The following is a 26780-nucleotide window of genomic DNA, read 5'->3' as shown; positions in this document are numbered from 1 at the left end:
AATGCTCTAGGACACCACCCTCGGACACCAGGGCTGAGACCGGGCGCCTCTGATGCTATTCGGCCGCCGGTGCCAGAGGCCTGACCCTGGCCATCATCGAGCGCAGTACCGCTGGTTTGAGCGGTTTGTTGATCACCGCAATCTCGAGCCCGCCGGCGGCCGTGCGCACCTCGTTGGAGCGGTCGGCTGTGACCAGCACGGCCGGCAGGTTGTCGCCATGGATCGCGCGCAGCCTGACGACGAGTTCGAGACCGGTTTCGCCGTCGAGATGGTAGTCGGCAAGGACGATGTCCGGGCGGTGTATCTTCGCGGTCTCCAGATCCTTTGAACCGGCCACGGTGTCGACGTTGCAACCCCAGCCTTCGAGCAGGAGCCGCATGCCTTCGAGGATGCGGGCGTCGTTGTCGATGCACAGCACGTGCAGCCCGGCCAGCGAAGCCGTCGCGCGGGCAGGAGCCCTGGTTTCGATCTCGCGCCGCGGCTCCTGCACGGCCGCCACGGGCAGGATGACGGAGAAGCGCGTGCCCTTGCCAGGGGTGGAAAAGATCCGGATCTCCAGGCGCAGCACCCGGGCGATGCGGTCGACGATGGAGAGGCCGAGACCGAGGCCTTCGGCCTCGCGCGCGCCCTCGTCGAGCCGGGTGAATTCGCGAAAGACGGTGTTCAGCTTGTCGCCGGCGATGCCGATGCCGGTGTCGATCACTTGGATCTCGGCCAGTTCGCCGCGCCGCCTGACGCCAACCAGCACGCGGCCGTGGCGCGTGTATTTGATGGCGTTGGAAACGAGGTTCTGGATCAGGCGGCGCAGCAGATTGCGGTCGGTCGTCACTGTCAGCGATGACGGCATGATGGTCAGCGCGAGCTTCTTTTCGGCGGCGAGCGGCCGGAAGTCGTTGCCGATCTGGCGCAGCAATCCGTCGAGGTTGAAGGCGGTATCGTCCGGCTTCATTGCGCCGGCATCGAGGCGGGAGATGTCGAGCACGGCGCCGAGAATCGTCTCGACCGATTCCAGCGAGGATTCGATGTTGACGGCCGCCTTGCCGGCAGGCCCCTTGCCGGCCTTCTCGATCAGCGAGGAGCAATAGAGCCGGGCGGCGTTCAGCGGCTGCAGGATGTCGTGGCCGGCGGCGGCGAGGAAGCGCGTCTTGCCGAGATTGGCCTCCTCGGCCAGCATCTGCGCCTGCGCCAGCTCCTCGTTGACCCGGGTCAGTTCGATGGTGCGGGTCTTGACGCGCTGCTCCAGCGATTCATTGGCACGCTTCAGGGCCAGATCCTGTTCCACGCGCCCGGAAATGTCGGCATAGGTGGCGACAATGCCGCCGTCCGGCATCGGGTTGGAGCGGAGTTCCAGGATGCGGCCCGAGGTTTTCAGCTCCATCTGCCACGGGCTGACGAAACTGGTCAGCCGGTTGAGCATGGCCACGCGCTGATCGGCAGGGATGTCGCCGCGTTCGGCGAGATGGCGCAGGATGCGGTCGAGCGAGACGCCGACCTGGCCCATCTCGTCGGGCAGGTCGAACAGCGCCCGGTACTGGCGGTTCCAGCAGATCAGGCGGAAATCGCGGTCGAAGACGGTGATGCCCTGTTCCATTTGGTCGAGCGCGATCTGCAACAGGTCGCGGTTGTGCTGCAGCGCCTCGGTGGCGTCGTCGAGCAAGCGGAAGGCATCCCTGGATTCGCGGTCGTGGCGCCGAAACAGCAGCGACAGGATCAGCCGCGCCGAGGAGGAACCGACGGCGCTGGCCAGCAATTGCTCGGAGAAGCGGATGACGTCCATGCTCGCCTGCTCGTTGCCGTGCAGCGAGGCTCCGTTGGTCTTTTCGAACGACTGGAAAGAGCGCTCGGTGCGCTCGACGCCGAGATAGCGCCCGATCGTGTCCTTCAGGTCGTTGACGGTGATGGCGGTGCGGAAGCGGCGCAGGCTTGGCATCGGGCCGGCATCGCGCGGCACGAAGATCGACGCCTGGATGCGTTCCAGCGGCACCGATGCGCGCGACAGCGAGCCGAGCACGAAGAACACCGCGTTGAGCGACAGGCTCCACAGCACGCCGTGGTTCAGCGGTTCGGCGACGGTGCCGAACAATGCCTGCGGCCGCAGCGCCTCGAAGCCGAACAGCCCGTGCACGATGATGCCGGTATCAGGGGCGGCAAGCGATGGAAACAGCAGCGTGTAGCCCCAGACGAGGATGCCGGCGACCATGCCAAGTGCCGCACCCCGGCCATTGGCGCCGCGCCAGATCAGCCCGCCGATCAGGGCGGGCGCGAACTGCGCGATGGCCGCGAACGACATCAGGCCGATCGACGACAGCCGCGCGCTGTCGGTGCTCTCGCGATAATAGAGGAAGGCGATGAACAAGAGGATGAAGATCGCCCCGCGCCGCACATTGAGGATCAGCGTCGACCAGTCCTCCGTCTCGGAGGTCGAGGTCTTGAGCAGGCGGCGCACGAACAGCGGAATGACGAGGTCGTTGGAGATCATGATCGACAGCGCCACGCTTTCGACGATCACCATCGCCGTCGCCGCCGACAGGCCGCCGATGAAAGCCGCCATCGCCAGCAAATCATGGCCGCTGAACAGGGGCAGCGACAGCACGTAGAGATCGCTGCTGGTTCCGGTGCCGACCAGCGAAAGGCCGGCGAAGGCGATCGGCAGTACGAACAGGTTGATCGCCACGAGGTAGAGCGGAAACACCCATGTCGCGGTGCGCAGTTCGGCCTCGCCGCGGTTCTCGACGATGGTGACGTAGAACTGCCGCGGCAGCATGATGATGGCAAAACCGCTGAGGCACGTCAGCACCAGCCAGGTGGCGAGCGAGGTGTTGTAGCTCATCGCATGTCGGACCTGCGCGTTCTCGGCGAGCTTGTCGAACATGTCGCCCGGGCCGCCGAAGATCAGGAAGGTGACCATCAGGCCGATCGCCAGGAAGGCGGCGAGCTTGACGACGGTTTCGACCGCCACCGCCAGCACCAGCCCGTCCTGGTGTTCGGTGGCGTCGGCGTGACGGGTTCCAAACAGCACCGCGAACAGCGCCAGGAGCATGGCGACGACCAGAGAGATGTCGCTGACGAAGGGATCGAACGAAGGCGGCGATCCCGTATAGTGCTCGACCATCAGGCTGACCGAACCGGAGATCGCCTTCAACTGCAGTGCGATATAGGGCACCGCGCCGATGGTGGCGATCAGCGTGGCGATCGCCGCGACGGTGAAACTCTTGCCGTAGCGTGCGCCGAGGAAATCCGCGATCGAGGTGATCTTCTCGGTCTTGGCCAGCCGCACGATGCGGTTGAGCAGCGGGAAGCCGAACACGAAGACGAGCACCGGGCCCGTATAGATGCCGAGGAATTCGAGGCCGCGTTCGGAAGAGAGGCCGACCGAGCCGAAGAAAGTCCAGGATGTGCAGTAGATCGCGAGGCTAAGTGCGTAGATGAAAGGCCGCCCCCGGCTCGGCCCTGAAATGGCCGAGCGGCGGTCGCCGAGGCTGGCGATGGCAAACAGCAGCGTCACATAGGCGACCGCGATGATGACGATGAACAAGCCCTGCACGCCTGGACTTTCCTCCTCTGCCGCGTTTTATCCGGCTTGCCCGGACGCAACCACAGCTTGGCGTCCGAGTCCATTGCGGCTTTGGAAGCATGATCGCGACCGCGATATTCAGACAGTACAAGCAAGGTGCCGTCAGGTAAGAAGAAAGCGGTTGTTTTCTCCCTTTTATCGATGTTGCAACCGGAGGTTTTTGTTATGTTGCCTCAGGTCGATGCCGCAAGGACGGAAACGGCAGCTTGGCCAGTCACGACAAGGAGGGTCGAATGCTGAAAGAATTCCAGGAATTCATTTCCAAGGGCAATGTGATGGACCTTGCGGTCGGCGTCATCATCGGCGCGGCCTTCGGCAAGATCGTCGATTCCCTTGTCAACGACATCATCATGCCGATCGTCGGTGCGATTTTCGGCGGATTGGACTTCAACAACTATTTCTTCGGATTGTCCTCAGCCGTCAACGCGACCTCGCTGGCCGATGCCAAGAAGCAGGGCGCGGTCTTTGCCTATGGCAGCTTCATCACCGTGGCGCTGAACTTCCTCATTCTCGCGTTCATCATCTTCCTGATGGTCAAGGCGGTGAACAACATGCGCAGGCGGCTTGAGCGCGAGAAGCCCGCTGCTCCGGCCGCTCCGCCGCCAGCCGACGTCGCGCTGCTCACTGAAATTCGCGATCTGCTCGCCAGGCGCTGACCACGGGCAGCATTTGCTGGACCAAAACCCCGGTCGTTCGCGGCCGGGGTTTTCTGTTTTCGCATCTGGTATGGACCGCTGACGAAAACCGCTGACCAAAACGGACCCGCCAATGACCCTGATCGACAGCTTGCGCACCGAGGCCCGTGCGGCACCCGAAAGCGGCATTGTCGCCGTCGTCAATTACGGCCGCCTGCGCGAAGGCATGATTCCGCTCTGGGCCGGCGAGGGCGACCTGCCGACGCCAGCCTTCATCACCGATGCCGCGTCGAAGGCGTTGGCCGGCGGCGAGACATTCTACACTTGGCAAAGGGGCATCCCCGATCTCAGGCAGGCGCTCTCCCGCTACTATGCCAGGCATTTCGGCAAGACCTTCCCGGAGGAAGAATTCATCGTCACCGGCTCCGGCATGCATGCCATCCAGCTGGCGCTCGACGCGCTCGCCGGCGCCGGCGACGAGGTGGTTTATCTGTCGCCGGCCTGGCCGAATTTCGATGCCGCAGCAGCGATAGCGGGAGCCGTTCCAGTCGCGGTCACGCTCGATCATTCCGGCAATGGCTGGTCCTGCGACGTCGAGAAGATCGCGGCTTCGATCACGCCACGCACAAAGGCGCTGTTCATCAACACGCCGTCGAATCCGACCGGCTGGACCGCCGATCATGAGACCTTGCAGGCCATCCTCGATCTGGCGCGCGCGAAAAACCTCTGGATCATCGCGGACGAGATCTATTCGCTTTTCCACTATGGCCATGGCCGCGCGCCGTCCTTCCTCGACATCGCGTCGGCGGAAGACCGCATCCTGTACGTCAACTCCTTCTCCAAGAACTGGGCGATGACCGGCTGGCGCGTCGGCTGGATCAAGACGCATCCGAGCTTGCAGCAGGTGTTCGAGAACCTGATCCAGTATTCGAACTCCGGCGTCGCCCAGTTCATGCAGCGCGGCGCGGCCGCCGCCCTTGATGGGGGCGACGCCTTCGTTGCCGAACAGGTGGAGCGGGCGCGCAAGGCGCGCGACCTTGTCTGCGGCATTCTCGGCGCCACCGGCCGCGCCCGGTTCACGGTGCCGCAGGGCGCGTTCTATCTGTTTTTCACTGTCGACGGCATCACCGATTCACGCACCGCTGCCTTCGACATTGTCGACAAGGCCAATGTCGGCCTGGCGCCAGGCACCGCTTTCGGCCCCGGTGGCGAGGCGTTTTTGCGGTTGTGTTTCCACCGCCGCCTCGACCAGGTCGAGGAAGCGGCACACCGGCTGGCAAATTGGATGAAGGCTATTTGAGGATTGGGCTGGACAGGAAAGCCGCGCGTTTGAAGATTCTGGACCGCCTCACTCTTCGGCCGCAGTAACGGCATGGATCCTAGGGTCTGCGCCGCGTCGCTTCGCTCCTTGCTCCGCCCTAGGATGACGAAGAGAAAGATGCCTCGGCCAACCTCGAAGGTCGGCCATTGCTACGATGCCAAACTCCATCTCTGTGACTAGCCAGAAGCCCCCACGCTTCGTCATCCTAGGGCGTAGCAGTCGCGAAGCGACGCCGCGGAGACCCTAGGATCCATGCCGTGACGTCGGAGCGTCGCGGCGTTGGAAGCAATCGACAGGCGCAACCAGCAACGGGATTCAGCCGCCCGACTTGGGCACCAGCAGGGGAATAATGCGGTCGCTCTTGGCCACCGAAGGCCGCCCGGCGGAGCCATAGGGGATGCCGAGCGCATCCCAGGTCTCGACCAGCGCATCCTGCAATTCGGCGATCAGCGCATCGGAATGGAACGGCGTCGGCGTGATGCGCAGCCGCTCGGTGCCGCGCGGCACGGTCGGGTAGTTGATCGGCTGGATGTAAATGCCGTGCACGCCGAGCAGGCGGTCGCTGGCCATCTTGCAGGCCTCGGGATCGCCGACCAGCAGCGGCACGATGTGGGTCGGCGAGTCCATCACCGGCAGGCCGGCGGCCGACAGGATCTGCTTGGTTCGGCTCGCCTGCTGCTGCTGGGCGTCGCGCTCGGCCTGCGAGCGCTTGAGATGGCGGATCGACGCGGTCGCGGCAGCCGCGATCGCCGGCGGCAGTGCCGTGGTGAAGATGAAGCCCGGCGCATAGGAACGCACGGCGTCGATCACGGCGCTGGTGCCGGTGATATAGCCGCCCAGCGTGCCGAATGCCTTGGCCAGCGTGCCTTCGATGATGTCGATGCGGTCGGCCAGGCCTTCGCGCTCGGTGATGCCGCCGCCGCGCGGCCCGTACATGCCGACGGCATGGACCTCGTCGATATAGGTCATGGCGTTGTAGCGCTCGGCGAGCTCGACGATCTCTCTGATCGGCGCGATGTCGCCATCCATCGAATAGACGCTTTCGAAGACGATCAGCTTGGCGCGTTCGCGCCCCGCCGCCTGCAAAAGGCTTTCCAGATGCGCCACATCGTTGTGGCGGAAGATCTTCTTCTCGGCGCCGGAACGCCGCACGCCTTCGATCATCGAGGCGTGGTTCAATTCGTCCGAGATGATCAGGCAGTTGGGCAAAAGCTTCGCGATGGTCGAGATCGAGGCTTCGTTGGAGACGAAACCGGAGGTGAAGACCAGTGCCGCTTCCTTGTCGTGCAGGTCGGCAAGCTCCACCTCGAGCTCGACCAGCGGGTTCGAGGTGCCGGAAATGTTCCGGGTGCCGCCGGCGCCCGAACCCATCTTGCCTGCCGTATTCTGGAAAGCGGCGATGACGTCGGGATGCTGGCCCATGCCAAGATAGTCGTTGGAGCACCAGACGGTGATTTCCTCGGCGCGGCCATTGGAACGCCAGATGGCGCGCGGGAACTTGCCCGCGATCCGCTCCAGGTCGGCGAAAACGCGGTAGCGACGCTCGGCATGGAGCTGGTCGATCGCTTCCTCGAAGAACCGCTGATAGTTCATGTCGACTTCCCAATCTTTGCGCGGGATCATAATCATTGGCCTGTTGGTCGTCCACCTGGCCTTTTTGGTCAAAATGCCACGCCCCGGACCTGTTCCTAACGACCACGGATCGTGGCCTATTCCCTTGATGTGGATCAACTTTGTTTCAGGACAATGCCACTGGCCGGCGAGGCCGGTTACCACGGGTTCCAATGGTCATGCGGCGGGCTTTCCAGTAGAGCGGGGGTTGAGACAGTTTCCGATAAATCTTGGATAAGCGAGGACGCGGATGACGGTTTTGGTTACAGGCGGCGCCGGTTACATCGGCAGCCATATGGTCTGGGAGCTGCTGGATGCCGGCGAAAGCGTGGTCGTTCTCGACCGTCTTTCCACCGGTTTCGAATGGGCAGTGGCGCCCGAGGCAAGGCTGGTTGTCGGTGATGTTGCCGACAGGGAATTGGTCGGCGGGGTCATCAGGGAGAACAAGGTCGACGCGATCATTCATTTCGCCGGCTCGATCGTGGTTCCGGAATCGGTCGCCGACCCGCTCAGCTACTATGAGAACAACACCTCGAAGACGCGCACGCTGATCGAAACCGCGGTGCGCGAAGGCGTGCCCAATTTCATCTTTTCCTCGACCGCCGCCGTCTATGGCGGAGCCGGCCTGGAGCCGGTGCGCGAGGACGCCCGCCTGTCGCCGGAATCGCCCTATGGCCTGTCCAAGCTGATGAGTGAGTGGATGCTGCGCGACGCGTCGATCGCGCATGGCCTGCGCTATACCGCGCTGCGCTACTTCAACGTCGCCGGCGCCGACCCGAAGGGCCGCACCGGCCAGTCGACGCCGGGCGCCACTCATCTGATCAAGGTTGCCTGCGAGACGGCACTTGGCAAGCGGCCGTTCATGCAGGTGTTCGGCACCGATTATCCGACGCCGGACGGCACCTGCATGCGCGACTACATCCATGTCAGCGACCTGGCGGCGGCGCATCGCCTGGCCCTGCAGCGGCTGCGCGCCGGGGGCACCAGCCTCGTCGCCAATTGCGGCTACAGCCATGGCTATTCGGTGCTCGAGGTCATCGACAGCGTGCGCCGCGCCTTTGGCCGTGATTTCGAGGTGAAGATGGGCGACCGTCGCCCTGGCGACGCCGCGGCGGTGGTCGCCAATTCGGATCTCGCCCGCGCCGAGCTCGGCTGGACCCCGCAACGCGACGATCTCGACCAGATCGTCGCCGACGCGCTCGCCTGGGAGCGCATCCTGACCGGCAAGAACTCCGCGCGCGGCTGAGCCGGGTTCTCCCAAGGGCTCGCAAGGCGGGCAGTGAAGCGCTATTGAAGGCATTCGCGGCAAGGCGCGGAGGCGCCGCACCGCGAGGAGCTCTTGGGGGATGGCATGAAAATAACGGTGCTCGGGGCCGGTGTCGTCGGTACGGCGGCCGCCTATTATCTGGCCAGCGACGGCCATGAGGTGACAGTGATCGAGCGCCATCCGGCGGCGGCACAAGGCACCAGCCAGTCCAATGCCGGCCTGGTGTCACCGGGTGACGCCACCGCCTGGGCCTCGCCGGCGGCTTTGAAGACCTTCCTGCGCGGGCTCTACAACCATGATCTCGGCATCAAGGTCAGGCTGCGCCTCGATCCCTATTTCCTCGCCTGGAGCCTGCGTTTCCTGCGCCAGTGCACGGTGGCGCGCCTGCGCGCCAACACCGACATCAAGCTCAGGCTCGCGCTCTATTCGCGCGACTGCATCAATGCGCTTTCGGAAGCCACCGGCATCCACTACGACGAGCGCAAGAAGGGCATTCTCTATTTCTTCCGCTCGCAAAAGAGCCTCGACACCGGTACCGACAATTACCGTTATCTTGCCAAGCACGGTCTGCCGATCGAAATCGTCGGCCGCGACCGGCTGGTCGAGCTGGAACCAGGCCTTGCCGGCGTCAAGGACAAGATTGCCGGTGGCGTCTATTCGCCAACCGACCAGACCGGAGATTCCAAGCAGTTTGTCGACAGGCTGGCCGCCTATGCTGCCGAGAAGCTCGGCGTCAAATTCCTGTTCGGCACGACAGTCGAAGGCCTCGACATCGAGGGCGATCATGTGCGCGCGGTGTTGACGTCGGCCGGCCCGGTCGCCGGCGATGCCGTGGTCATCTCGATGGGACCGGAGAGCGGCCTGCTCGGGCGCCGCTATGGCATCGACCTGCCTGTCTATCCGGTAAAAGGCTATACCGCGACGATTCCCTTGGAGGACGAAAGCAAGGGACCGACCATGGGCGGAGCCGACGAGGACCGGCTGATCGGCTATTCCAGGCTGGGCAACCGCTTGCGGATGTCCTCGACGGCTGAATTCACCGGCTTCGACCGAACTTTCAAGCCCGCCGATTTCAAGACGATCATCAGCACCGGCAAGGATCTTTTCCCGGGTGCCTTCGACGAGAAGAAGGCTGTGTTCTGGGCGGGCCTGCGGCCGATGATGCCCAACTCGGTGCCGGTCATCGGCCAGGCGCGCTACAAGAACCTCTATCTCGACACCGGCCACGGCCATGTCGGCTGGACCATGGCCTGCGGCTCCGGCAAATTCCTTGCCGACCTCGTTTCCGGCCGCAAGCCGGAGATCGACCCGCAGGGGCTGGTCTACGGGGGCTAGTGATGTCGGGACCGCAAGTCGCTATCGACCTGGGCCGCATCGAGCGCAATGCGCGCACGATCGTCGAGCGTTGCGCGCTGTCGGGCATAAAAGTATTCGGCGTTACCAAGGGCACTTGCGGCATGCCGCAAGTGGCGCGCGCCATGCTGCGCGCCGGTGTCGCCGGCATCGCCGAATCGCGCTTCGAGAACATCCGCCGGCTGCGCGACAGCGGCATCAACGCGCCGATCATGCTGTTGCGCAGCCCGCCGATGGCGCGGGTTGAGGAGGTGGTACGCACCGTCGACATCAGCCTGCAGTCGGAACTCGCCACCATCCGCGAGATTTCGCGCATCGCCGAGCGCATGGGCCGCGTCCACGACATCATGCTGATGATCGATCTCGGCGATCTGCGCGAAGGCATCTGGCCAAATGACCTTATTCCGACGGTCGAGCAGATACTGCAGTTCAAGGGCGTTCGCATTGCCGGCATCGGCACCAATCTCGGCTGTTTCGGCGCCATCATGCCGACGCCGGAAAATCTCGGCCAACTCGTCGCCCATGCCTACAAGACCGAGCGCCTGTCCGGCAGAAGCCTCGACGTGATCTCCGGCGGTGCCTCGTCGTCGCTGCCGCTGCTGCTCGAAGGCAGACTGCCGGCCGGCATCAACAATCTGCGGGTCGGCGAGGCGATCCTGCAAGGCGGCGTCGAGACCTTCCGCGACACGCCGTGGGCGGAGCTCGAACCCGATGCCTGCCGGCTGACCAGCGACATCATCGAGGTCAAGCTCAAGCCGTCACGGCCGATCGGCCAATCCGGCTATGACGCCTTCGGCAACCAGCCGGTCTTCCCCGACGAGGGCGACAGGCTGCGCGCCATCGCCAATATCGGCCGCGAGGACGTGCTGGTCGAGGGGCTGACGCCGATCGCCAAGGGGATACGGGTGCTGGGCGCCTCCAGCGATCATCTGCTACTCGACGTCGCCGATGCCGATCCGAGGCCCTCCGTCGGCGACCGCGTCGCCTTCCGCATGAGCTATGGCGCCATGCTTTTGGCAATGACTTCGGAATATGTCGAGAAGGCCCCGATGCACGACGTCGAGGATTTTTCCGGTCGCAAGATGGTGCAGATCACGGCCGGGCAGGGAGCTGCCGGCATCCTGGCCCGGGAAGGCACCGGCGCGCGGCTGGAAGCGATGAACTTCGACGTGGTGGAACTCGCCGATGTCGAGAGGCCGCCATCGGGGCTGGTCCGCCTCATCGCAGGCGCCGACCGGCGCATCGCCCACAAGGCGCTGACCGCGACGGCGCGCGCGACACATTCCTTCGGCCTGATCTGGATCGATTCCATCGCCGCCCTGATGCCGGAGGACGAGGAGGGCATCGACCTGCCGGAAGGCTCGGTGCTGGCGCGCACTCTCGGCCTCGACCACAAGGCGGGTGCGCTGCAGCCGCAGCTGTCGCCGGAAAATGTCGTCATCGTCGGCTTGCGTCACGCCGATCCGGCCGAAGCGCGGGTGCTGAAGGATTCGCGCGTGTCGGCATTCACCATGACCGATATCGACGCCATGGGCATGCGCGACCTGATGCATGAGGCGATACGCATCGCCACCTCTGGTACGCAAGGCTTTCACGTCAGCTATTCGCCGACCGCGACCGAATTCGCCGGCTGGGCTGCGGGCTCCGGCGGGCTGACCGTGCGCGAGACGCATCAGGCGATGGAGGCGATCGCACTCTCCGGCGGGCTGCTGTCGATGGATGTGTCGGGCCTGACGGCGGATCTGGAGCCGCAGATCGGCACCGACGCGGTCAACTTCGTCATGTCGGCCTTCGGCAAGCGGATTCTTTGATCAGCCCTGCACGTCCACTGCCGCGCGCCATGCGCTGGCATAATCAACCCAGGCCGGGTCTACAGGCGGTTCTATTCTTTCGCCCTTGCCGTGCGTCGCCGGCTGATCGGATGCCAGCAGCGCCGCGCCGATGCTGGTGCCGGTGGCGGCCTCGGACGCAACCACGGCGCGCGCCGTGGCTGCCGCCAGCATGCCGACAAAGAGCCGGTTACGGGCAAAGGGGCCTTCGACCGTGGTCGGACCGTCCGCGCCGATCAGGTCGAGGCAGGTCGCCGTCATCAACGCCAGATAGAACGAGATGGCGGCAAAGCGCTGGCCGCTGTTCATGCCGTCAGCGTTGAGCCATGCCGCGGTCTGATGCGGGAACGGCCCAGACCCTTGCTGGGTCGACGGCAGCAGCAGCATCTTTCGCGCCAGCACGGCGCCGACATCATTCTCGGTCCACTGCTCCGGCTGGTCCTTGGTCAGCACGGAAAACTCGCGGCCGCCCATGAAGCGCGCAGAGGGAACGGGATTGCCGAGTGCGTTGACATTGACCAGTGTGTCGCGCGCGGCATCCAGCGCAATCTGTTTGCCGCCGACCGCCATCGACACCACCCAGGTGCCGGTCGAGACCACGGAGAAAGGTGGTTTGTCGGACAGCAGATGCGGCAGCAGCGAGGCGTTGGAATCATGCAGGCCGCAGAACACCGGCGTTTGCGCACCGAGTCCGGTTCGCACCGCAACGATGGGCAGGATAGGGCCGAGACGATCCCTGGCTGGCCGCACCGGCGCCATCAGGCTCCGCCACTCCAAGCCGTCGACCAACGATGAAAAATCCGCCGTCCACGGGTTCCACAGATCGGTGTGGCAGCCGAGCGAGGTGACCTCGTTGGCGGCGATGCCGGTCAGGCGAAGCGCCCAGTATTGCGGGTACATCAGCATCGCGGCGGCCCTAGCGAATTCGGCCGGGAAGCTTTTCTGCTGCCAGAAGAATTGCGCACCGAGATTGAGGCCGAGCGGCAGGCGCGGCGTGCCGGTCTCGGAAAAGAGCGGGCGGATCGCTTCATAATCCGCTGCCAGCCTGTCAGGGCCATCGAACTCATAGTCGAGCACAGGCAGCACCAGTTCACCCGCCGCGTCGACCAGCACGCCGGTCGCGCCGTGGGTGGTGATCGAAATGGCGTCGATGCGCTGTTCGTGGTTGAGGCCGGCAAGGCTTTCGAGGATGAATGCCCACAAGGCCTCGACATCGTGGTGCGGGTAGGGCGCCTGTCGCACCGGCGCATTGGCCATTCGGCGCAGCGCCACCTCGCTCAACGTCGCGAGGTCGACCAGCGCCACCTTGGCGTTGGTCTTGCCGATGTCGATGACGGCGATGTGGCGCATAGCACTCATGCCATGTGGAACATTGTTTCCAGCTTCACGGCCACCGGCTCGTTGTCCGGTCTGGTTTCCATGATGTCGGCCATTTCAGCCCACCAGCGCTGCATCACCGAATGCCTGGGCAATTCGTCCATGCCGTGGTCGTCTCGCCGCCACAGCACACCGAACAGGATATTGGTCTCCTCATCGAGATGAATGGAATAGTCGGAGACGCCGGCCTGCTTCAGCAGCGCGAGCAGCGACGGCCAGATTTCGTCATGGCACTTCTTGTACTCGGCCTTCATGCCGGGCTTGAGCTTCATCTTGAATGCGTATTTTTCGGCCATCAACGCCCTCCGCGGAGTCGCCGCCAGACGATCGGCAAGGCAATGACGATGATCAGCAGCAGGCCGATGAAGATCGACATGACGATGCCGGGCACGTTGAGCAGGCCAAGCCCGAAGGTCACCAGTCCCATGATGAAGGCTGCAAGCACGACGCCAAGAATGCTGCCGGCGCCACCGAGGATGCTGACGCCGCCGAGCACCACCATGGTGATGACTTCCAGCTCGTAGCCTTGCGCGATCGACGGCCGTGTCGAGCCGAGGCGGGAGGTGATCAGCACCGAGGCGATGCCCGACATCAGCCCGGTCAGGCAGAACAGGATGAACTTGGTGCGGCCGACGCGCACGCCGGAAAATTGCGCAGCGACCGGATTGTTGCCGATGGCGAAGACGCGGCGGCCGAAACTCGTGCGGTGCAGAAGGAACCAGTAGACGACGGCCGCGATCAGGAAGAGCACCAGTTCGAACGACACCACCCACCAGACATAGCCCTGGCCGAAGAAGGCGAAGTGTGAGGGATAGCCCTTGTAGGCCTGGTCGCCGAGGATGATGAAGGCGATGCCGCGAAACAGGCTCATCGTGCCGATGGTGACGACGATCGACGGCAGGCCGAGCCTTGTCACCAGCAGCCCGTTGAAGGCGCCGCAGCCGAGCCCGACGACGATGCCGATCGCCACCAGCGCCGGCGTGCCGGCGCCGGCCTGCACCGCCATGCCCATCATCGTCGACGCCAGCGCGATGATGGCGGCCACCGACAGATCGATCTCGCCCGAGATGATCAGCAGCGCCATGGCGAAGGCGATCAGGCCCTTCTCGGTGAAATTGAAGGTGAGATCGGACAGCGAATAAGGGTCGAGGAAATAGGGCGAGGCGAAGCTGTTGATGGCGAAGATGGCGACGGCCACCACGACCAGCAGCGCTTCCCAGGAAAAGATCGCCGAACGAAGCGGCTTGTCGAGCCGGTCGGGAATGTGGCGTGGGGCAGGGATGTCGGTCATGTCACCGCCTCCACCTTTCTCAGGATGATGCGGCCTTGCTGGCGTTCGCCGCGCGCATTCAGCACGACGGCCAGAATGATGGCGCTGCCGGAAATCGCCATCTGCCAGAAGGGTGAGATGTTGATGACCGGCAGCGCGTTGGAGATGATGCCGAGGAACAGCGCACCGAGCACCGCGCCGCCGACCGAACCGATGCCGCCGGCGATCGAGATGCCGCCGATGACGCAGGCGGCGATGATGTTGAGCTCATAGCCATTGGCGACCTCGACCGACGCAATCACATAGCGCGAGATCCAGAGATAGCCTGACAGGCCGCCGATCATGCCGGAGATGCAGAAGACGATGAATTTCGTGCGGCCGACATCGATGCCGGCATAGACGGAAGCCGTCGGGTTGACGCCGATGGCATAGATCGAGCGGCCGAGCGCGGTGCGCGTCATCAGGATGAAGAACAGCGCGATGACCAGGATGGCGATCCACGACAGCACCGGAATGCCGATGAAGGCTGCGCGCTGAAAGCCGATGAATTCCGGGCTCATCTTGTCGGCATTGACCCAGGCACCGCCGGACAGGACGAAGGTGGCGCCGCGATAGATGGTCAGCGTGCCCAACGTCACCACGATCGAGGGGATGTTCAGCCGCCAGACTAAAAGGCCGTTGATGGCGCCGAGCATCAGCCCGACGGCCAGCGCGACGACGATCAGCAGCGGGATCGGGATTGCCGGATGCGCGGCGTTCAGCATCGCCACCACCATGCCGGTGAAGCATAGATTAGACGCCATCGACAGATCGATCGACCGGGTTAGGATGACCACCATCTGGCCCAGCGCCAGGATCATCAGGATCGAGGTGTCGTTGAACACCTGGCGCAGATTGCCGGGGTCGGCAAAGGCCGGAAAGCGCGTCGAGATCAGGCCGATCAGCAGGACGATGGCCGCGAACAGCCAGATTTCGCGATATTTGAGGAAAGCCTTCATGCCGCGATCCCCGCTGCCGTCCGAACCAGCGTCTCGGCGTCCAGCCCCTTGTTGTCGTAGACCGCCGCGACAAGCCCCTCGCGCATGACCACGACACGGTCGGACATGCCGAGGATTTCGGGCAGCTCGGACGACACCATGATCACCGACAGGCCTTGCGCCACCAACTCGGCCATGAAGCCGTGCACGGCGGCCTTCGAGCCGATGTCGATGCCCTTGGTCGGCTCGTCCAGGATGATCACCTTGGGCGACGTCGCCAGCCATTTGGCGATGACGATCTTCTGCTGGTTGCCGCCCGACAGCGTGCCGACGTCCTGGCTTAGCGAGGAGGCCCTGAGGTCGAGCCGCTCAGTGTAGGAGCGGGCCAGATCGAACTCTTCCGCCAGCCGCAGCAGGCCGGACTTCGACGTGCGCTTGAGCGAAGGCAGCGAGACGTTCTGGAAGATCGGCAGGCCGATCACCACGCCTTGCTTGCCGCGTTCTTCGGGCACGTAGACAATCCCGGCATCGATCGAATCCGCCGCCGATTTCGGCGCGAGCGTCTTGCCTTCCAGCGTGATCGTGCCGGCTGATGTGCGGGTGATGCCCGATATCGCCTGCATTACCTCGCTGCGGCCGGCGCCGACCAGGCCGTAGAAGCCGAGGATCTCGCCCTTGTGCAGTTCGAAGCCGATGTCGTTGAATTCGGTCGGATGCGACAGGCCGGAAACGGAGAGGACGGGCGCGCCGATCTCGGCCTTGCGCTGCGGAAAGATATGGTCGACCGCACGGCCGACCATCAGGCGCACGATCTGGCTCTGGCCGGCATCCTTGATCAGGCCTTCGCCGACCATCTCGCCATCGCGGAACACCGTGTAGCGGTCGGCGATACGGTAGATCTCGTCGAACTTGTGGCTGATGAACAGGATCGCCTTGCCGTCGCTCTTGAGGAACTCGATCAGGAAAAAGAGCTCCTCGATCTCCTTCATCGAAAGGGCGGCGGTCGGCTCGTCCATGATGACGATCTGCGCGTCGATCGACATGGCGCGCGCGACGGCGACCAGATGCTTGTTGGCGATGCCGAGGTCCTTCAGCCGCGCATCGGCGTCGATATGGCCGGCATGCATGGTGTCGAGCACTTCGCGCGCATTTTTGCGCATCGTGCGCCAGTCGATGGTGCGCAAACGCGTGCGCGGCGCGTGGCCGAGAAAGATGTTTTCGGCCACGCTCAGATCGTCGAACAGCACGGTTTCCTGGTGGATGGCGGTGACGCCATGGCCGAAGGCGGCATGCGCGCTGGGCAGGGTAACGGCCTTGCCGTCTATGCTGATTGTGCCCCCGTCGGGCTGGTAGATGCCGGTCATGATCTTGACCAGCGTCGACTTGCCGGCGCCGTTTTCACCGATCAGCGCCGTCACCTGGCCGGGGTAGAGCGACAGGCTGACATTGTGCAGCGCGCGCACGCCGGGAAAGCTCTTGGAGATGCCGGACAGCGTCAGGCGTGGAGCCGCCTCCCCCTTCTGGGGAGGGTCGCGAACGACTGGAGCGGGGTGGGGGTTGTCTAGCATATCAAGGTCCTGGTGCGTGGAGATGTCGCCACCCCACCCCGTCTCGCCGGTTTTGCTTCGCAAGACCGCCTCGCCGACCCTCCCCACAGGGGGGAGGGTGCAAGCGCTCCAGATCAATAGATCTTGGAGAACTTCTCGATGTTCGACTTGTCGAACTGGAAGGGCGGAGCCATCGCAGCCGAGTTGGTGTCGTCGAGCGTGACCTTGCCGACACGGCCGATCGACAGCGTGGCGCCGGGCTTGGCCTCTTCCTTCTTCACTGCCAGATCATGGGCGAGGTAGACGGCCGAGTAGCCGAGGTCGATCGGGTTCCACAGCGCAACCGCCTGGCTGGAACCGTTGTCGATGAACTTCTTGAACTCGGACGGCAATGCGAGACCGGTGACATTGACCTTGCCGATCAAGTTCTCATCGGTGACGACCTGGGCGGCGGCAACGACGCCGACGGTGGTCGGCGCTATGATCGCCTTGAGGTTCGGATAGGACTTCAACAGGCCCTTGGCCTCATCAGTGCTCTTGGCCGAATCGTCATCGCCATAGACGGTGGCGACAAGTTTGATCTTGGGGAACTTCTCCGGCAGGATTTTCTTGGCCGCATCGATCCAGGCGTTCTGGTTGGTCGCGGTCGAGGAGGCCGACAGGATGGCGACTTCGCCGCCTTCCGGCAGGTAATCGGCGGCAAGCTTGATGATGGTCTCGCCGATCAGGCCGGTGTCGGACGGGTTGAGGTGAAGCTGGCGGCCTTCCTTGGCGACGCCCGAATCCCAGGAGATGACGGTGATGCCGCGTTCCATGGCCTTCTTCAGCACCGGTACCAGCGCGTCGGCGTCATTGGCCGAAATGGCGATGGCGTTGACCTTCTGCGCGATCAGCGAATTGACCACTTCGATCTGCGCTTCGGCGGTCGCCTTGGTCGGGCCGGTGTAGATGATGTCGACATCGCCGAGTTCCTTGGCCGCCTCTTCGGCGCCCTTGTTGGCGGCATCGAAGAAGCCGTTGCCGAGCGACTTCACCACCAACGCGATCTTGACGTTCTCGGCATAGGCGGCATTCACGAACATGGCGGCTGAGAATGCAGCCGTCACCATCAATTTCTTCAAGAAGCTCATCGAATTTCCTCCCTTGAGCGTTGCATTCCATCGCCGCTGCGAGCGCGAGTTGGCCTCAGGCCTGCAGTGAAGATTCTTCCTTGTTGGTTGCGGATGTGCGGGCGACGATCAGCGTCACGCCGGCGGTTTCCAGCATCTTGGCTTCGCGATCCTCGATGCCGTCATCGGTGATGACGGTGGCGATGCGCGACAGGCCGCACAGGATCAGGCTGGAGCGTTTGCGGAATTTCGAGGAGTCGACCAGCACCACCAACTCGTCGGCCTGGTCGATCAGCTTCTGCTCCGCCTGGATCAAAAGCGGATCGCCTTCCATCAGGCCAAGCGGCCCCAGCCCCTGCGCGCCCATGAACATGCGGCGCGCATAGAAATTGCGCGTCACGTCATTGTCGAAGGGCGACAGGATGATGTTCTGCTCGCGGTAGATCGTGCCGCCCGACAGCATCACCGTGTTCTTGGAGTGCTTGAGCAGGTGTTCGGCGATCGGGAACGAATTGGTGAAGATCGGCATGCGGCGGCCGGTCAGGAAATGCACCATCTGAAAGGTGGTGGTGCCACCATTGATGATGATCGGCTCGCCATCCTTGCACAGCTCGACCGCTTCGCGTGCGATTGTCCGCTTCTGCGCGGCGTTGATCGTTTCGTTGACGGAAAAGGGCCGGCCGGCGAGACCGATGAACTGCGGCGGCGATATAGCCTCGGCGCCACCGCGCACCCGGCGCAGGCGCTTCTGGACATGGAGTGCCGCGATATCGCGCCGGATTGTCGCCTCGGAGGACTCCGTCAGGTCGACCATCTCCTGCACCGTCACAACAGGCTTTTCCTGGACGGCGGACAGAATGATCCTGTGGCGCTCTTTTTCGTGCATGGTTCCTCCCTGCCTGGGCATCTAGGCATCCAAAACGCGCAGTGTCAATCATTTCCGATCATATAATTTCATTGTGCAGTGCAATATGATCGATCTTGATCGTTTATGATTGACAAGCTAGATGCTTCCGTGGAAATTCGGCCCAAAATTGGCCGCAGCGTTTGCGTGCCTTTCGGGAGGATACCCTATGCTCGACAAGCGCACCGGCGCGCGCCTCGCCAATCTGTGGGATGAGGCCAAGGCTCAAGCGATGAGCGAGCCGGAGCGGCTCGTCTATCGATCGAATGTGCTTGGCTCGGACAAGCGCGTCACCAACTATGGCGGCGGCAACACCTCCTCGAAGATCTGGCAGAAAGACCCGCTCACCGGCGAGAACGCCGAAGTGCTTTGGGTCAAGGGCTCTGGCGGCGACAGCGCTTCTATCAAGCTCGACGGCTTCGCCACGCTCTACATGGACAAGCTGCGCGCGCTCAAAGGCCTTTATCGCGGCGTTGAGCACGAGGATGAGATGGTCGGCTTCCTGCCGCACTGCACCTTCAACCTCAATCCGCGCGCGGCCTCGATCGACACGCCGCTGCATGCCTTCGTGCCGAAGCCTTTTGTCGATCACATGCATCCCGACGCCATCATCGCCATTGCCGCCGCCAAGGATTCCAGGGCGCTGACCAAGGAGATCTTCGGCGACGCCATCGGCTGGTTGCCGTGGAAGCGTCCGGGCTTCGAACTTGGCCTGTGGCTGGAAAAATTCTGCCTCGAACATCCGGCCGCCAAGGGCGTCATCCTGGAAAGCCACGGCCTGTTCACCTGGGGCGACACCCCTCTGGAATGCTACGAGACGACGATCTCGGTGATCAACCAGGCAATCGAGTGGTTCGAACGCCGGTCCGAGGGCCTCGCCATTTTCGGTGGTGAAGTGGTCAAGTCGCTCGATGCCACTGAGCGCCGTGCCATTGCCGCAAAGCTGATGCCCAGGATTCGCGGCCTGATCTCGGAAAAGAGCCACAAGCTTGGCCATTTCGATGATTCCGCCGCCGTGCTCGAATTCGTCAATTCCAGGGATCTGCGCCCGCTGGCGGCACTCGGCACGTCGTGCCCGGACCATTTCCTGCGCACCAAGATCCGCCCGCTGGTCATCGAGTTCGATCCGGCCAAACCCGATGTCGATGCGGTCATCGCCCGCCTCGCCGACGACGTGGCTGCCTATCGCGTCGGCTATCAAGCCTATTACGACAGCTGCAAGCACGCGGACTCGCCCGCCATCCGCGATCCCAATGCTGTCGTCTACCTGATGCCCGGCGTCGGCATGTTCACCTTCGCCGGCGACAAGGCAACGGCCCGCATTTCGGGCGAATTCTATGTCAACGCCATCAATGTCATGCGCGGCGCCTCGACGGTCTCGTCCTATGTCGGCCTGCCCGCACAGGAAGCCTTCGACATCGAGTACTGGCTGCTCGAGGATCTGAAGCTGCAGCGCATGCCGAAGCCGAAGGCGCTCGCCGGCCAGATCGCGCTGGTCACCGGTGGCGCAGGCGGCATCGGTCGCGCCACCGCCAACCGGCTGCTGCGCGAAGGCGCCTGCGTGGTGCTGGCCGACATCGACGAAGCAGCGCTGGCCAGCGCCAATGAGGAACTGGCCAAGGCCTATGGCAAGGATTTCGTCCGCCCCGTGCTGATCAACGTCACTGCCGAGGAGCAGGTCATCTCAGGCTTCGCCGAGACGGCGGTCGAGTTCGGCGGCATCGACATTCTGGTGTCGAATGCTGGTCTCGCCACCTCGGCGCCGATCGAGGAGACGACGCTGGCGCTGTGGAACAAGAACATGGACATATTGTCGACCGGTTATTTCCTGGTCTCGCGGGAAGCGTTCCGGCTGTTCCGCACCCAGAAGATCGGCGGCAACGTCGTCTTCGTCGCCTCCAAGAATGGCCTTGCCGCGTCGCCCAACGCCGCCGCCTATTGCACCGCCAAGGCCGCCGAGATCCATCTGGCGCGCTGCCTGGCGCTCGAGGGCGCGGAAGCCCAGATCAGGGTCAATGTCGTCAACCCGGACGCGGTGCTGCGCGGCTCGAAGATCTGGACCGGCGAGTGGAAGGAACAGCGCGCCGCCGCCTACAAGATGTCGACCGACGATCTGGAGGAGCATTATCGCTCGCGTTCGATGCTCAAGCGGTCGGTCTTCCCGGAAGACATCGCAGAGGCGATCTATTTCTTCGCCTCCGACATGTCGGCCAAGTCCACCGGCAACATCATCAATGTCGACGCAGGCAACGCGCAATCATTCACGCGTTGAGCGATTGTCTTGGAGGGTTGCGCTGCCCCTCATCCGACTGCCCGCACCTTCTCCCCGTATAGTGACGGGGATAAGGAAGCGCTCCGGCGGGGGCAGCGCCGACCGTACGCATTTTGGGAGGAATCGTAGTGTCCGAATCCATCATCTCCGCCGACCTCGTCGACAAGGACAACGCCGCGCGCAAGGCCAACCTCGAGCGCGACTACGCCTCGCTCGGCGAACGCCTCGACCGTCGCGGCATCGCCATCGACGACATCCGTGACAAGGTCGAGAAATTCGCGGTGGCGATCCCGTCCTGGGGCGTCGGCACTGGCGGCACGCGCTTTGCCCGCTTTCCCGGCGCCGGTGAGCCGCGCGACATCTTCGACAAGATCGAGGACTGCGCCGTCATCCAGCAATTGACGCAGGCGACGCCGACCGTCTCCCTGCACATTCCGTGGGACAAGGCCGACCCGAACCGGCTGAAGCAGGCAGCCTCGCGCTTCGGGCTCGGCTTCGACGCCATGAACTCCAACACCTTTTCCGACGCCCAAGACCAGACGCTTTCCTACAAATTCGGCTCGCTGTCGCATGCCGATGCCGGCACGCGCCGGCAAGCGGTCGAGCACAATCTCGAATGCATCGAGATCGGCAAGACGCTGGGCTCCAGGGCGCTGACGGTGTGGATCGGCGACGGTTCGAACTTTCCCGGTCAGGTGAATTTCGCCAAGGCGTTCGAGCGCTATCTCGACGCCATGAAGGAGATCTATGCCGGGCTGCCCGCCGACTGGAAGCTGTTTTCCGAGCACAAGATGTACGAGCCGGCCTTCTATTCCACCGTCGTGCAGGACTGGGGCACCAACTACATGATCGCGCAAGAGTTGGGCGACAAGGCGTTCTGTCTCGTCGACCTTGGCCACCATGCCCCCAACGTCAACATCGAGATGATCGTCTCGCGGCTGATCCAGTTCAAGAAGCTCGGCGGCTTCCATTTCAACGATTCGAAATATGGCGACGACGATCTCGATGCAGGTTCGATCGACCCCTACCGGCTGTTCCTCGTCTTCAACGAACTGGTCGATGCCGAACTGTCCGGCGCCGAGGGTTTTGACCCGGCGCACATGCTCGACCAGAGCCACAACGTAACCGACCCGATCGAAAGCCTGATGCTGTCGGCGGTCGAGGTGCAGCGCGCCTATGCGCAGGCGCTGCTCGTCGACCGCAAGGCGCTGGAAGGTTTTCAGGACTTGAACGACGCGCTGATGGCGACGCAGACGCTGAAAGCCGCCTACCGCACCGATGTCGAGCCGATCCTCGCCATGGCGCGGCTGAAGACCGGCGGTGCCATCGATCCGGTCGCAGCCTATCGTGCGGCGGGCTACCGCGCCAAGGTCGCGGCCGAACGGCCGGCGGTCGCCGGCGGTTCAGGCGGGATTGTGTAGGCCTTTAGTTTTTTCCGTCGATTGGACAGAGAGGGCGGCACTTGAGCACCCCCCTCTGTCCTGCTGGACATCTCCCCCGCAAGGGGGGAGATCGGATGTCATTTCCGCTTTCGCCAATCGCCAACGATGCAGGAAGAGCGCCGCAGCTGAAGCTGCCAATCTCCCCCCTTGCGGGGGAGATGTCCGGCAGGACAGAGGGGGGTGTGAAGGAACGCCAACCGTCACTATTGGCTGGACTAACCCATCCCGAGGGTCTTTTCTAGGCGCACCCCCGCCCGGAGAACCGCCATGCCTCTCAACCGTCGGACACTGATCGCCGCCAGTCTTTCCATCACCTTTGCCCTGGCGCCGTTGACGAGCGCCTTCGCCGCTTCCCCGCAACCGGCCAAGGGCGAGCACGGCATGGTGGTGACGGCCCAGCATCTGGCGTCCGAAGTCGGCATCGAGGTCTTGAAGAAGGGCGGCAATGCTGTCGATGCGGCGGTTGCCGTCGGCTATGCGCTCGCGGTCGTCTACCCCAATGCCGGCAATATCGGCGGCGGCGGCTTCATGACCATCCGCTTCAAGGACGGCAAATCGACCTTTCTCGATTTCCGCGAGCGGGCGCCGCTGGCGGCGACAAAAACCATGTATCTCGACAAGGACGGCAACCCGGTGAAGGGGGCCAGTCTCGACGGCTATCTTGCGGTCGGCGTGCCGGGTTCGGTGGCCGGTCTGGAACTGGCCCGTGAAAAATACGGCAAATTGTCCCGCCAGGATCTGATGGCGCCGGCAATCGGCTACGCCAAGGACGGCTTCATCCTCAACCAGGGCGACGCCGCCTCGTTTGCCGGCAGTGCCGACAGGCTGGCGAAGGACCCCGCGGCGGCCGCCATATTCCTGAAACCCGACGGCAAGCCCTATGGCATCGGCGAGCGGCTGGTCCAGCCCGACCTCGCGGCGTCGCTCGCCGCCATTTCCGAAAGGGGTACGGATGCCTTTTACAAAGGCGCCATCGCCGATGCCATCGTCAAGGCGAGCGGCGCCAAGGGCGGCATTCTCGCCAAACCGGATTTCGAGCAATATGCGGTGCGTGAACTCAAGCCCGTGACCTGCACCTATCGCGGCTACGAGATCACCTCCTCGCCGCCGCCCAGCTCCGGCGGCGTCATCATCTGCGAGATACTCAACGTTCTGGAGGGCTATCCCTTATCCTACCTCGGTGCCGGTTCTGCCGAGACGGTCCACGTCATGATCGAGGCGATGCGCTACGCCTATGTCGACCGCAATTCCGCGCTCGGCGATCCCGATTTCGTCGACAATCCGGTCTCGAAATTGCTTGATAAGGCCTATGCCAAGGATATCCGCGACAAGATCGACCCGTTCCGGGCCGGCGTGTCGCAGGAACTGATGCCGAAGGGCTTTGGCGAGAGTAAGGAGACGACGCATTATTCGATCATCGACGATGACGGCAACGCGGTCGCGGTCACCTACACGCTGAACGGGTCCTTCGGCGCCGGCGTCGTTGCCGACGGCACCGGCATCCTGCTCAACAACGAGATGGACGATTTCACCCAGAAGCCCGGCGTGCCCAACCTCTATGGCCTGGTCCAGGGCGAGGCCAACGCCATCCAGTCGAAGAAGACGCCGCTGTCGTCGATGAGCCCGACCGTGGTGGCCAAGGACGGCAAGCCGTTCATGGTCATCGGCAGCCCGGGTGGTTCGCGCATCATCACCATCACGCTGGAAGCCATCGTCAATGTCATCGACCACGGCATGAACATCCAGGAGGCGATCGACGCGCCTCGCATCCACCATCAATGGCTGCCCGACAAGGTTTATGTCGAGCCGTTCGGCCTGTCGCCGGACACAGAAAAGCTGCTGGCCGGCATGGGATATCACCTAGATCTCGCTGACCAGACCTGGGGGCAGGCGGCCGGCATCCTGGTCGGCGGCAAGAGCCTGGCGGAAATCGAGAAGGGCGGCGGCGCGCGCTACAACGGCGCCATCGACAGCCGCGCGGCCTCTGGCGAGGCGCTCGGATACTGACAGCTCGGAGGAAAAGCTTGGTGCCGCGCGGCGATTCGGGTTGATCGCCCGCTGCTCAAGTGGATCGGCTCACACCGATTTGACCGTCACAAGACCAGCGTGAGGGTGGACGCAACCAGCATCAAGGCGGCAATGCCGACGAACAGCGCATAGATACGCGGCCGGTCGAGCAGCAGCGCGTTTCCGGATATCCAGGCGGACGTGGCGCCGCCAAGCGCGAAGAGGAAGCCGTTGCGGTGCCCGAAGACCATCGATGCGGCCATCAGCCCGCCAATGATCAGCGCACCGAACACGATGATCACGGCAACGGCATATCTCTCGAAATCATTGCCGCTACCCATGCTCGGGCCGATTGCGTTCAACGTCGGCAGGTCGTCCGGATCGAAGGGGTTCGTCGACCCGTATTCGTCTTGACCGGCAGGCTCTCGCATCATTCGTTCTCCGTATAGCGGCAACAAATCATCAAGCCTTGCCGAGTGCAACCCGATCGCGCTGCCTTGATGCGTTCGACCGGTCCTTGACGTCTTCAGGCGGCGGCTTGCTGCCGGCTTTTTTGGTTCGTTCCTTGGCCGTCTTTGGTCTCTCAGGCAATCCAGGAAACGGCTGCCCAAAGGCGACCGTGGCTTCGTCTATCATGGAATGCCTTCGTGGAGGAAAAATGATGCGAGGCGCGGATTGGGCTTCGCGGGCCGTGATTTTTTGGCGGCCACATCGCACAGCGCTGTTGTACGGGCGAATCGCCTTGCGGCCAAGCGGCGGCTGCGCCTGGCATGCGGTTGCGTAAAAGTTGACTTGTCAGGCCACCAAAATGTTGACTATTAAACTCATGTTTCATAGTCAACCGGGCAGTGGTCACTGGAGACCGTATCCCGAAAAGCAGGGCACGCCGCATTGCAGAGAGACCGAGAGCCCCAGTCGAGAGCCGCGTCCGATCACTTGCGCAGCCGAATGACCCGGCGCCAGGCGCTCGGGCTTTTCACGCTGCCGTTCGCCGGCATGGGGTTCTCCACGGCTGAAGCCCGTCCGTTGCGCATAGTCTGCCTGGATGACGGGTTGACCGAGACCTTGCTCATGCTCGGCGTCAGCCCGGTCGCCATTGCCGATCGGGAGGTCTGGGAGAAATGGGTGGTCGAGCCGCGGCTGCCGCCTGACATCGCCGATGTCGGCACGCTGCTCGAGCCCAATCTTGAATTCCTGCAGCAGCTCAGGCCCGACATCATCCTGTCCATGCCGTATCTCGACGGCATCAAGCCGCTGCTCGAACGCGTGGCTCCGGTGACGACGATCGGTCTCTACACCGAAGCCGGGCAGCCCTATCAGCACGCCGTCGAGGCGACGCGCCAGCTCGCCGGGCTTGTCGGCAAGGAAAGCGAAGGCGAAGCGCTGATCGTGGCGACAGACGCGTATTTTACGGAAGTTCGCCAGCAACTGGCGCCGCTGTCGGCACGGCCGATCTATGTCGTCAGCTTCCTGGACCCCCGCAATGTGCGCGTCTACGGCGCAAAGAGCCTGTTTCAGGAGGTGTTCGACCGCATCGGGCTCAGCAACGCGTGGACGGCCGAGACCAATTACTGGGGGTTTTCGACCGTCGGTATCGACGGGCTGGCAACATCCAGCGATGCGCGCCTCGCCTATCTCGAACCCTTGCCTGAGGGCGCTGGCGGCACGCTGACCGAAAGTCCGGTCTGGAACGCCATGCCTTTCGTGCGCAACCGCTGGATCATGCGCCTTCCTGCCGTCCTGATGTTTGGCGCGCTTCCATCCGCGCGCCGTTTTGCTCGGGTCCTGGCGTCGGCGATGACCGCGGAGGCCGCCCATGGCTGAGGATGCCGCGGCCGTCACTCAAGAAGGAAAGCTTGCGCCGTCGGGCCGCGCCTTGCCATGGGGCTCTCTTGGCAATCAGCCGGTAGGCGCGATCCTGCTTTGCGCGGTGCTGCTCGCGACGGCGATCGCGGCAACCGTCTCAAACCTCACCGTGCAGCTGCCATCGGCGCTCTGGCTCCAATCGCTCGCCGCCCCGGACATTGATGATATGCGGCAGGTGCTCGTCCACTACGCCTTCCTGCCCAGGCTTGCCGTCAGCCTTTTATGCGGTGCGGCGCTCGGGCTTGCCGGAACCGTCCTGCAGCAGGTTCTGCGCAACCCGCTTGCCTCGCCCGAAACGGTTGGCGTCTCGGCGGGCGCCTATCTGGCGCTGGCACTAGAGCGATTCCTATTTTGAGAGAATCGTAGGATTCCCAAAGCCGGATGTTTGTGATTCAAGATGCTGGCTGGATTGGAGGCCA

The 26780-nt window shown here is 63.5% G+C and carries 19 protein-coding genes and 1 pseudogene; 10 read left to right on the top strand and 10 right to left on the bottom strand.

Annotated features, from left to right (window positions below):
* Window positions 1-55 precede the first annotated feature (55 nt).
* Window positions 56-3544: a PAS domain-containing hybrid sensor histidine kinase/response regulator gene (locus NKH97_RS27395; RefSeq protein ID WP_352554085.1), complete on the bottom strand. Its 3489-nt coding sequence runs from the start codon at window positions 3542-3544 to the stop codon at window positions 56-58.
* A gap of 263 nt (window positions 3545-3807) precedes the next feature.
* On the opposite strand from NKH97_RS27395, the gene mscL reads away from it, so the two are divergent.
* Both mscL and NKH97_RS27385 read left to right on the top strand, forming a co-directional pair.
* Entirely contained in the window at window positions 3808-4230 is a 423-nt protein-coding gene (gene mscL, locus NKH97_RS27390; protein ID WP_023813897.1) for a large conductance mechanosensitive channel protein MscL, read from the top strand.
* Between the two features lie 112 nt (window positions 4231-4342).
* Window positions 4343-5509, top strand: a complete 1167-nt coding sequence (locus tag NKH97_RS27385) for a pyridoxal phosphate-dependent aminotransferase (RefSeq protein ID WP_352792524.1) — start codon at window positions 4343-4345, stop codon at window positions 5507-5509.
* Between the two features lie 336 nt (window positions 5510-5845).
* Here the strand turns inward: NKH97_RS27385 and hemA are convergent, their stop codons facing one another.
* Window positions 5846-7123, bottom strand: a complete 1278-nt coding sequence (gene hemA, locus NKH97_RS27380; RefSeq protein ID WP_127297829.1) for a 5-aminolevulinate synthase — start codon at window positions 7121-7123, stop codon at window positions 5846-5848.
* Window positions 7124-7391: 268 nt separating this feature from the next.
* Here hemA and galE point away from each other — a divergent pair, with 268 nt between their 5' ends.
* From galE to NKH97_RS27365, 3 genes are all read left to right on the top strand, one after another.
* Entirely contained in the window at window positions 7392-8387 is a 996-nt protein-coding gene (gene galE / locus NKH97_RS27375; protein WP_352774590.1) for a UDP-glucose 4-epimerase GalE, read from the top strand.
* A 105-nt stretch (window positions 8388-8492) separates the two neighbouring features.
* Window positions 8493-9743, top strand: coding sequence for a D-amino acid dehydrogenase (locus NKH97_RS27370; protein WP_352554088.1), 1251 nt, complete (start codon window positions 8493-8495; stop codon window positions 9741-9743).
* 2 nt (window positions 9744-9745) lie between these two features.
* The gene (locus NKH97_RS27365; protein ID WP_352799178.1) at window positions 9746-11572 is read left to right on the top strand and encodes an alanine racemase; all 1827 of its coding nucleotides are present in this window, start codon (window positions 9746-9748) and stop codon (window positions 11570-11572) included.
* On the opposite strand, the gene NKH97_RS27360 is transcribed toward NKH97_RS27365, so the two are convergent.
* The 7 genes from NKH97_RS27360 to NKH97_RS27330 form a co-directional block, all read right to left on the bottom strand.
* Window positions 11573-12949, bottom strand: a complete 1377-nt coding sequence (locus NKH97_RS27360; RefSeq protein ID WP_352799177.1) for an FGGY-family carbohydrate kinase — start codon at window positions 12947-12949, stop codon at window positions 11573-11575.
* A complete protein-coding gene (gene rhaM, locus NKH97_RS27355; RefSeq protein ID WP_352799176.1) occupies window positions 12946-13263 on the bottom strand; it encodes an L-rhamnose mutarotase in 318 nt (105 codons plus the stop codon). Before rhaM ends, NKH97_RS27360 begins: the two co-directional genes overlap by 4 nt.
* Entirely contained in the window at window positions 13263-14258 is a 996-nt protein-coding gene (locus NKH97_RS27350; protein ID WP_352799175.1) for an ABC transporter permease, read from the bottom strand. Before NKH97_RS27350 ends, rhaM begins: the two co-directional genes overlap by 1 nt.
* The gene (locus NKH97_RS27345) at window positions 14255-15235 is read right to left on the bottom strand and encodes an ABC transporter permease (protein WP_352799174.1); all 981 of its coding nucleotides are present in this window, start codon (window positions 15233-15235) and stop codon (window positions 14255-14257) included. The genes NKH97_RS27350 and NKH97_RS27345 overlap by 4 nt, the downstream gene beginning before the upstream one ends.
* Window positions 15232-16782 carry a sugar ABC transporter ATP-binding protein gene (locus NKH97_RS27340; protein WP_352799173.1) on the bottom strand — a complete coding sequence of 517 codons (1551 nt, stop codon included), beginning with the start codon at window positions 16780-16782 and terminating at the stop codon, window positions 15232-15234. The genes NKH97_RS27345 and NKH97_RS27340 overlap by 4 nt, the downstream gene beginning before the upstream one ends.
* Window positions 16783-16895: 113 nt before the next feature.
* Window positions 16896-17891, bottom strand: a complete 996-nt coding sequence (rhaS, locus tag NKH97_RS27335; RefSeq protein ID WP_023813908.1) for a rhamnose ABC transporter substrate-binding protein — start codon at window positions 17889-17891, stop codon at window positions 16896-16898.
* 55 nt (window positions 17892-17946) lie between these two features.
* Window positions 17947-18756, bottom strand: a complete 810-nt coding sequence (locus tag NKH97_RS27330; protein WP_352799172.1) for a DeoR/GlpR family DNA-binding transcription regulator — start codon at window positions 18754-18756, stop codon at window positions 17947-17949.
* A gap of 187 nt (window positions 18757-18943) precedes the next feature.
* Here NKH97_RS27330 and NKH97_RS27325 point away from each other — a divergent pair, with 187 nt between their 5' ends.
* The 3 genes from NKH97_RS27325 (at window position 18944) to ggt (ending at window position 24495) form a co-directional block, all read left to right on the top strand.
* Window positions 18944-21046, top strand: a complete 2103-nt coding sequence (locus tag NKH97_RS27325) for a bifunctional rhamnulose-1-phosphate aldolase/short-chain dehydrogenase (RefSeq protein ID WP_352799171.1) — start codon at window positions 18944-18946, stop codon at window positions 21044-21046.
* A gap of 128 nt (window positions 21047-21174) precedes the next feature.
* Entirely contained in the window at window positions 21175-22467 is a 1293-nt protein-coding gene (gene rhaI, locus NKH97_RS27320) for an L-rhamnose catabolism isomerase (protein ID WP_352799170.1), read from the top strand.
* 288 nt (window positions 22468-22755) lie between these two features.
* Window positions 22756-24495 carry a gamma-glutamyltransferase gene (gene ggt, locus NKH97_RS27315; RefSeq protein ID WP_352799169.1) on the top strand — a complete coding sequence of 580 codons (1740 nt, stop codon included), beginning with the start codon at window positions 22756-22758 and terminating at the stop codon, window positions 24493-24495.
* A gap of 86 nt (window positions 24496-24581) precedes the next feature.
* Here the strand turns inward: ggt and NKH97_RS27310 are convergent, their stop codons facing one another.
* Complete coding sequence (locus NKH97_RS27310) at window positions 24582-24929, bottom strand: hypothetical protein (RefSeq protein WP_032808338.1); 348 nt, start codon at window positions 24927-24929, stop codon at window positions 24582-24584.
* Window positions 24930-25443: 514 nt separating this feature from the next.
* On the opposite strand from NKH97_RS27310, the gene NKH97_RS27305 reads away from it, so the two are divergent.
* Both NKH97_RS27305 and NKH97_RS27300 read left to right on the top strand, forming a co-directional pair.
* Window positions 25444-26319, top strand: a complete 876-nt coding sequence (locus NKH97_RS27305; RefSeq protein WP_352441453.1) for an ABC transporter substrate-binding protein — start codon at window positions 25444-25446, stop codon at window positions 26317-26319.
* Window positions 26312-26710 (top strand): annotated as a pseudogene (locus NKH97_RS27300) (iron chelate uptake ABC transporter family permease subunit); the annotation flags it as partial. The gene NKH97_RS27305 and the pseudogene NKH97_RS27300, both read left to right, overlap by 8 nt.
* Window positions 26711-26780: the final 70 nt, after the last annotated feature.

Source organism: Mesorhizobium sp. M0870 (assembly GCF_040319775.1).
GTDB lineage: Bacteria > Pseudomonadota > Alphaproteobacteria > Rhizobiales > Rhizobiaceae > Mesorhizobium.
The sequence above is the reverse complement of the archived record's forward strand: the minus strand, read 5'-3'. Positions and strand labels throughout refer to the sequence as shown.

Coding starts and splice junctions, on each gene's coding strand:
- mscL (WP_023813897.1), top strand. CDS start 3,808: ATGCTGAAAGAATTCCAGGAATTCATTTCCAAGGGCAATGTGATGGAC.
- NKH97_RS27385 (WP_352792524.1), top strand. CDS start 4,343: ATGACCCTGATCGACAGCTTGCGCACCGAGGCCCGTGCGGCACCCGAA.
- hemA (WP_127297829.1), bottom strand. CDS start 7,123: ATGAACTATCAGCGGTTCTTCGAGGAAGCGATCGACCAGCTCCATGCC.
- galE (WP_352774590.1), top strand. CDS start 7,392: ATGACGGTTTTGGTTACAGGCGGCGCCGGTTACATCGGCAGCCATATG.
- NKH97_RS27370 (WP_352554088.1), top strand. CDS start 8,493: ATGAAAATAACGGTGCTCGGGGCCGGTGTCGTCGGTACGGCGGCCGCC.
- NKH97_RS27365 (WP_352799178.1), top strand. CDS start 9,746: ATGTCGGGACCGCAAGTCGCTATCGACCTGGGCCGCATCGAGCGCAAT.
- NKH97_RS27360 (WP_352799177.1), bottom strand. CDS start 12,949: ATGAGTGCTATGCGCCACATCGCCGTCATCGACATCGGCAAGACCAAC.
- rhaM (WP_352799176.1), bottom strand. CDS start 13,263: ATGGCCGAAAAATACGCATTCAAGATGAAGCTCAAGCCCGGCATGAAG.
- NKH97_RS27350 (WP_352799175.1), bottom strand. CDS start 14,258: ATGACCGACATCCCTGCCCCACGCCACATTCCCGACCGGCTCGACAAG.
- NKH97_RS27345 (WP_352799174.1), bottom strand. CDS start 15,235: ATGAAGGCTTTCCTCAAATATCGCGAAATCTGGCTGTTCGCGGCCATC.
- NKH97_RS27340 (WP_352799173.1), bottom strand. CDS start 16,782: ATGCTAGACAACCCCCACCCCGCTCCAGTCGTTCGCGACCCTCCCCAG.
- rhaS (WP_023813908.1), bottom strand. CDS start 17,891: ATGAGCTTCTTGAAGAAATTGATGGTGACGGCTGCATTCTCAGCCGCC.
- NKH97_RS27330 (WP_352799172.1), bottom strand. CDS start 18,756: ATGCACGAAAAAGAGCGCCACAGGATCATTCTGTCCGCCGTCCAGGAA.
- NKH97_RS27325 (WP_352799171.1), top strand. CDS start 18,944: ATGCTCGACAAGCGCACCGGCGCGCGCCTCGCCAATCTGTGGGATGAG.
- ggt (WP_352799169.1), top strand. CDS start 22,756: ATGCCTCTCAACCGTCGGACACTGATCGCCGCCAGTCTTTCCATCACC.
- NKH97_RS27310 (WP_032808338.1), bottom strand. CDS start 24,929: ATGATGCGAGAGCCTGCCGGTCAAGACGAATACGGGTCGACGAACCCC.
- NKH97_RS27305 (WP_352441453.1), top strand. CDS start 25,444: ATGACCCGGCGCCAGGCGCTCGGGCTTTTCACGCTGCCGTTCGCCGGC.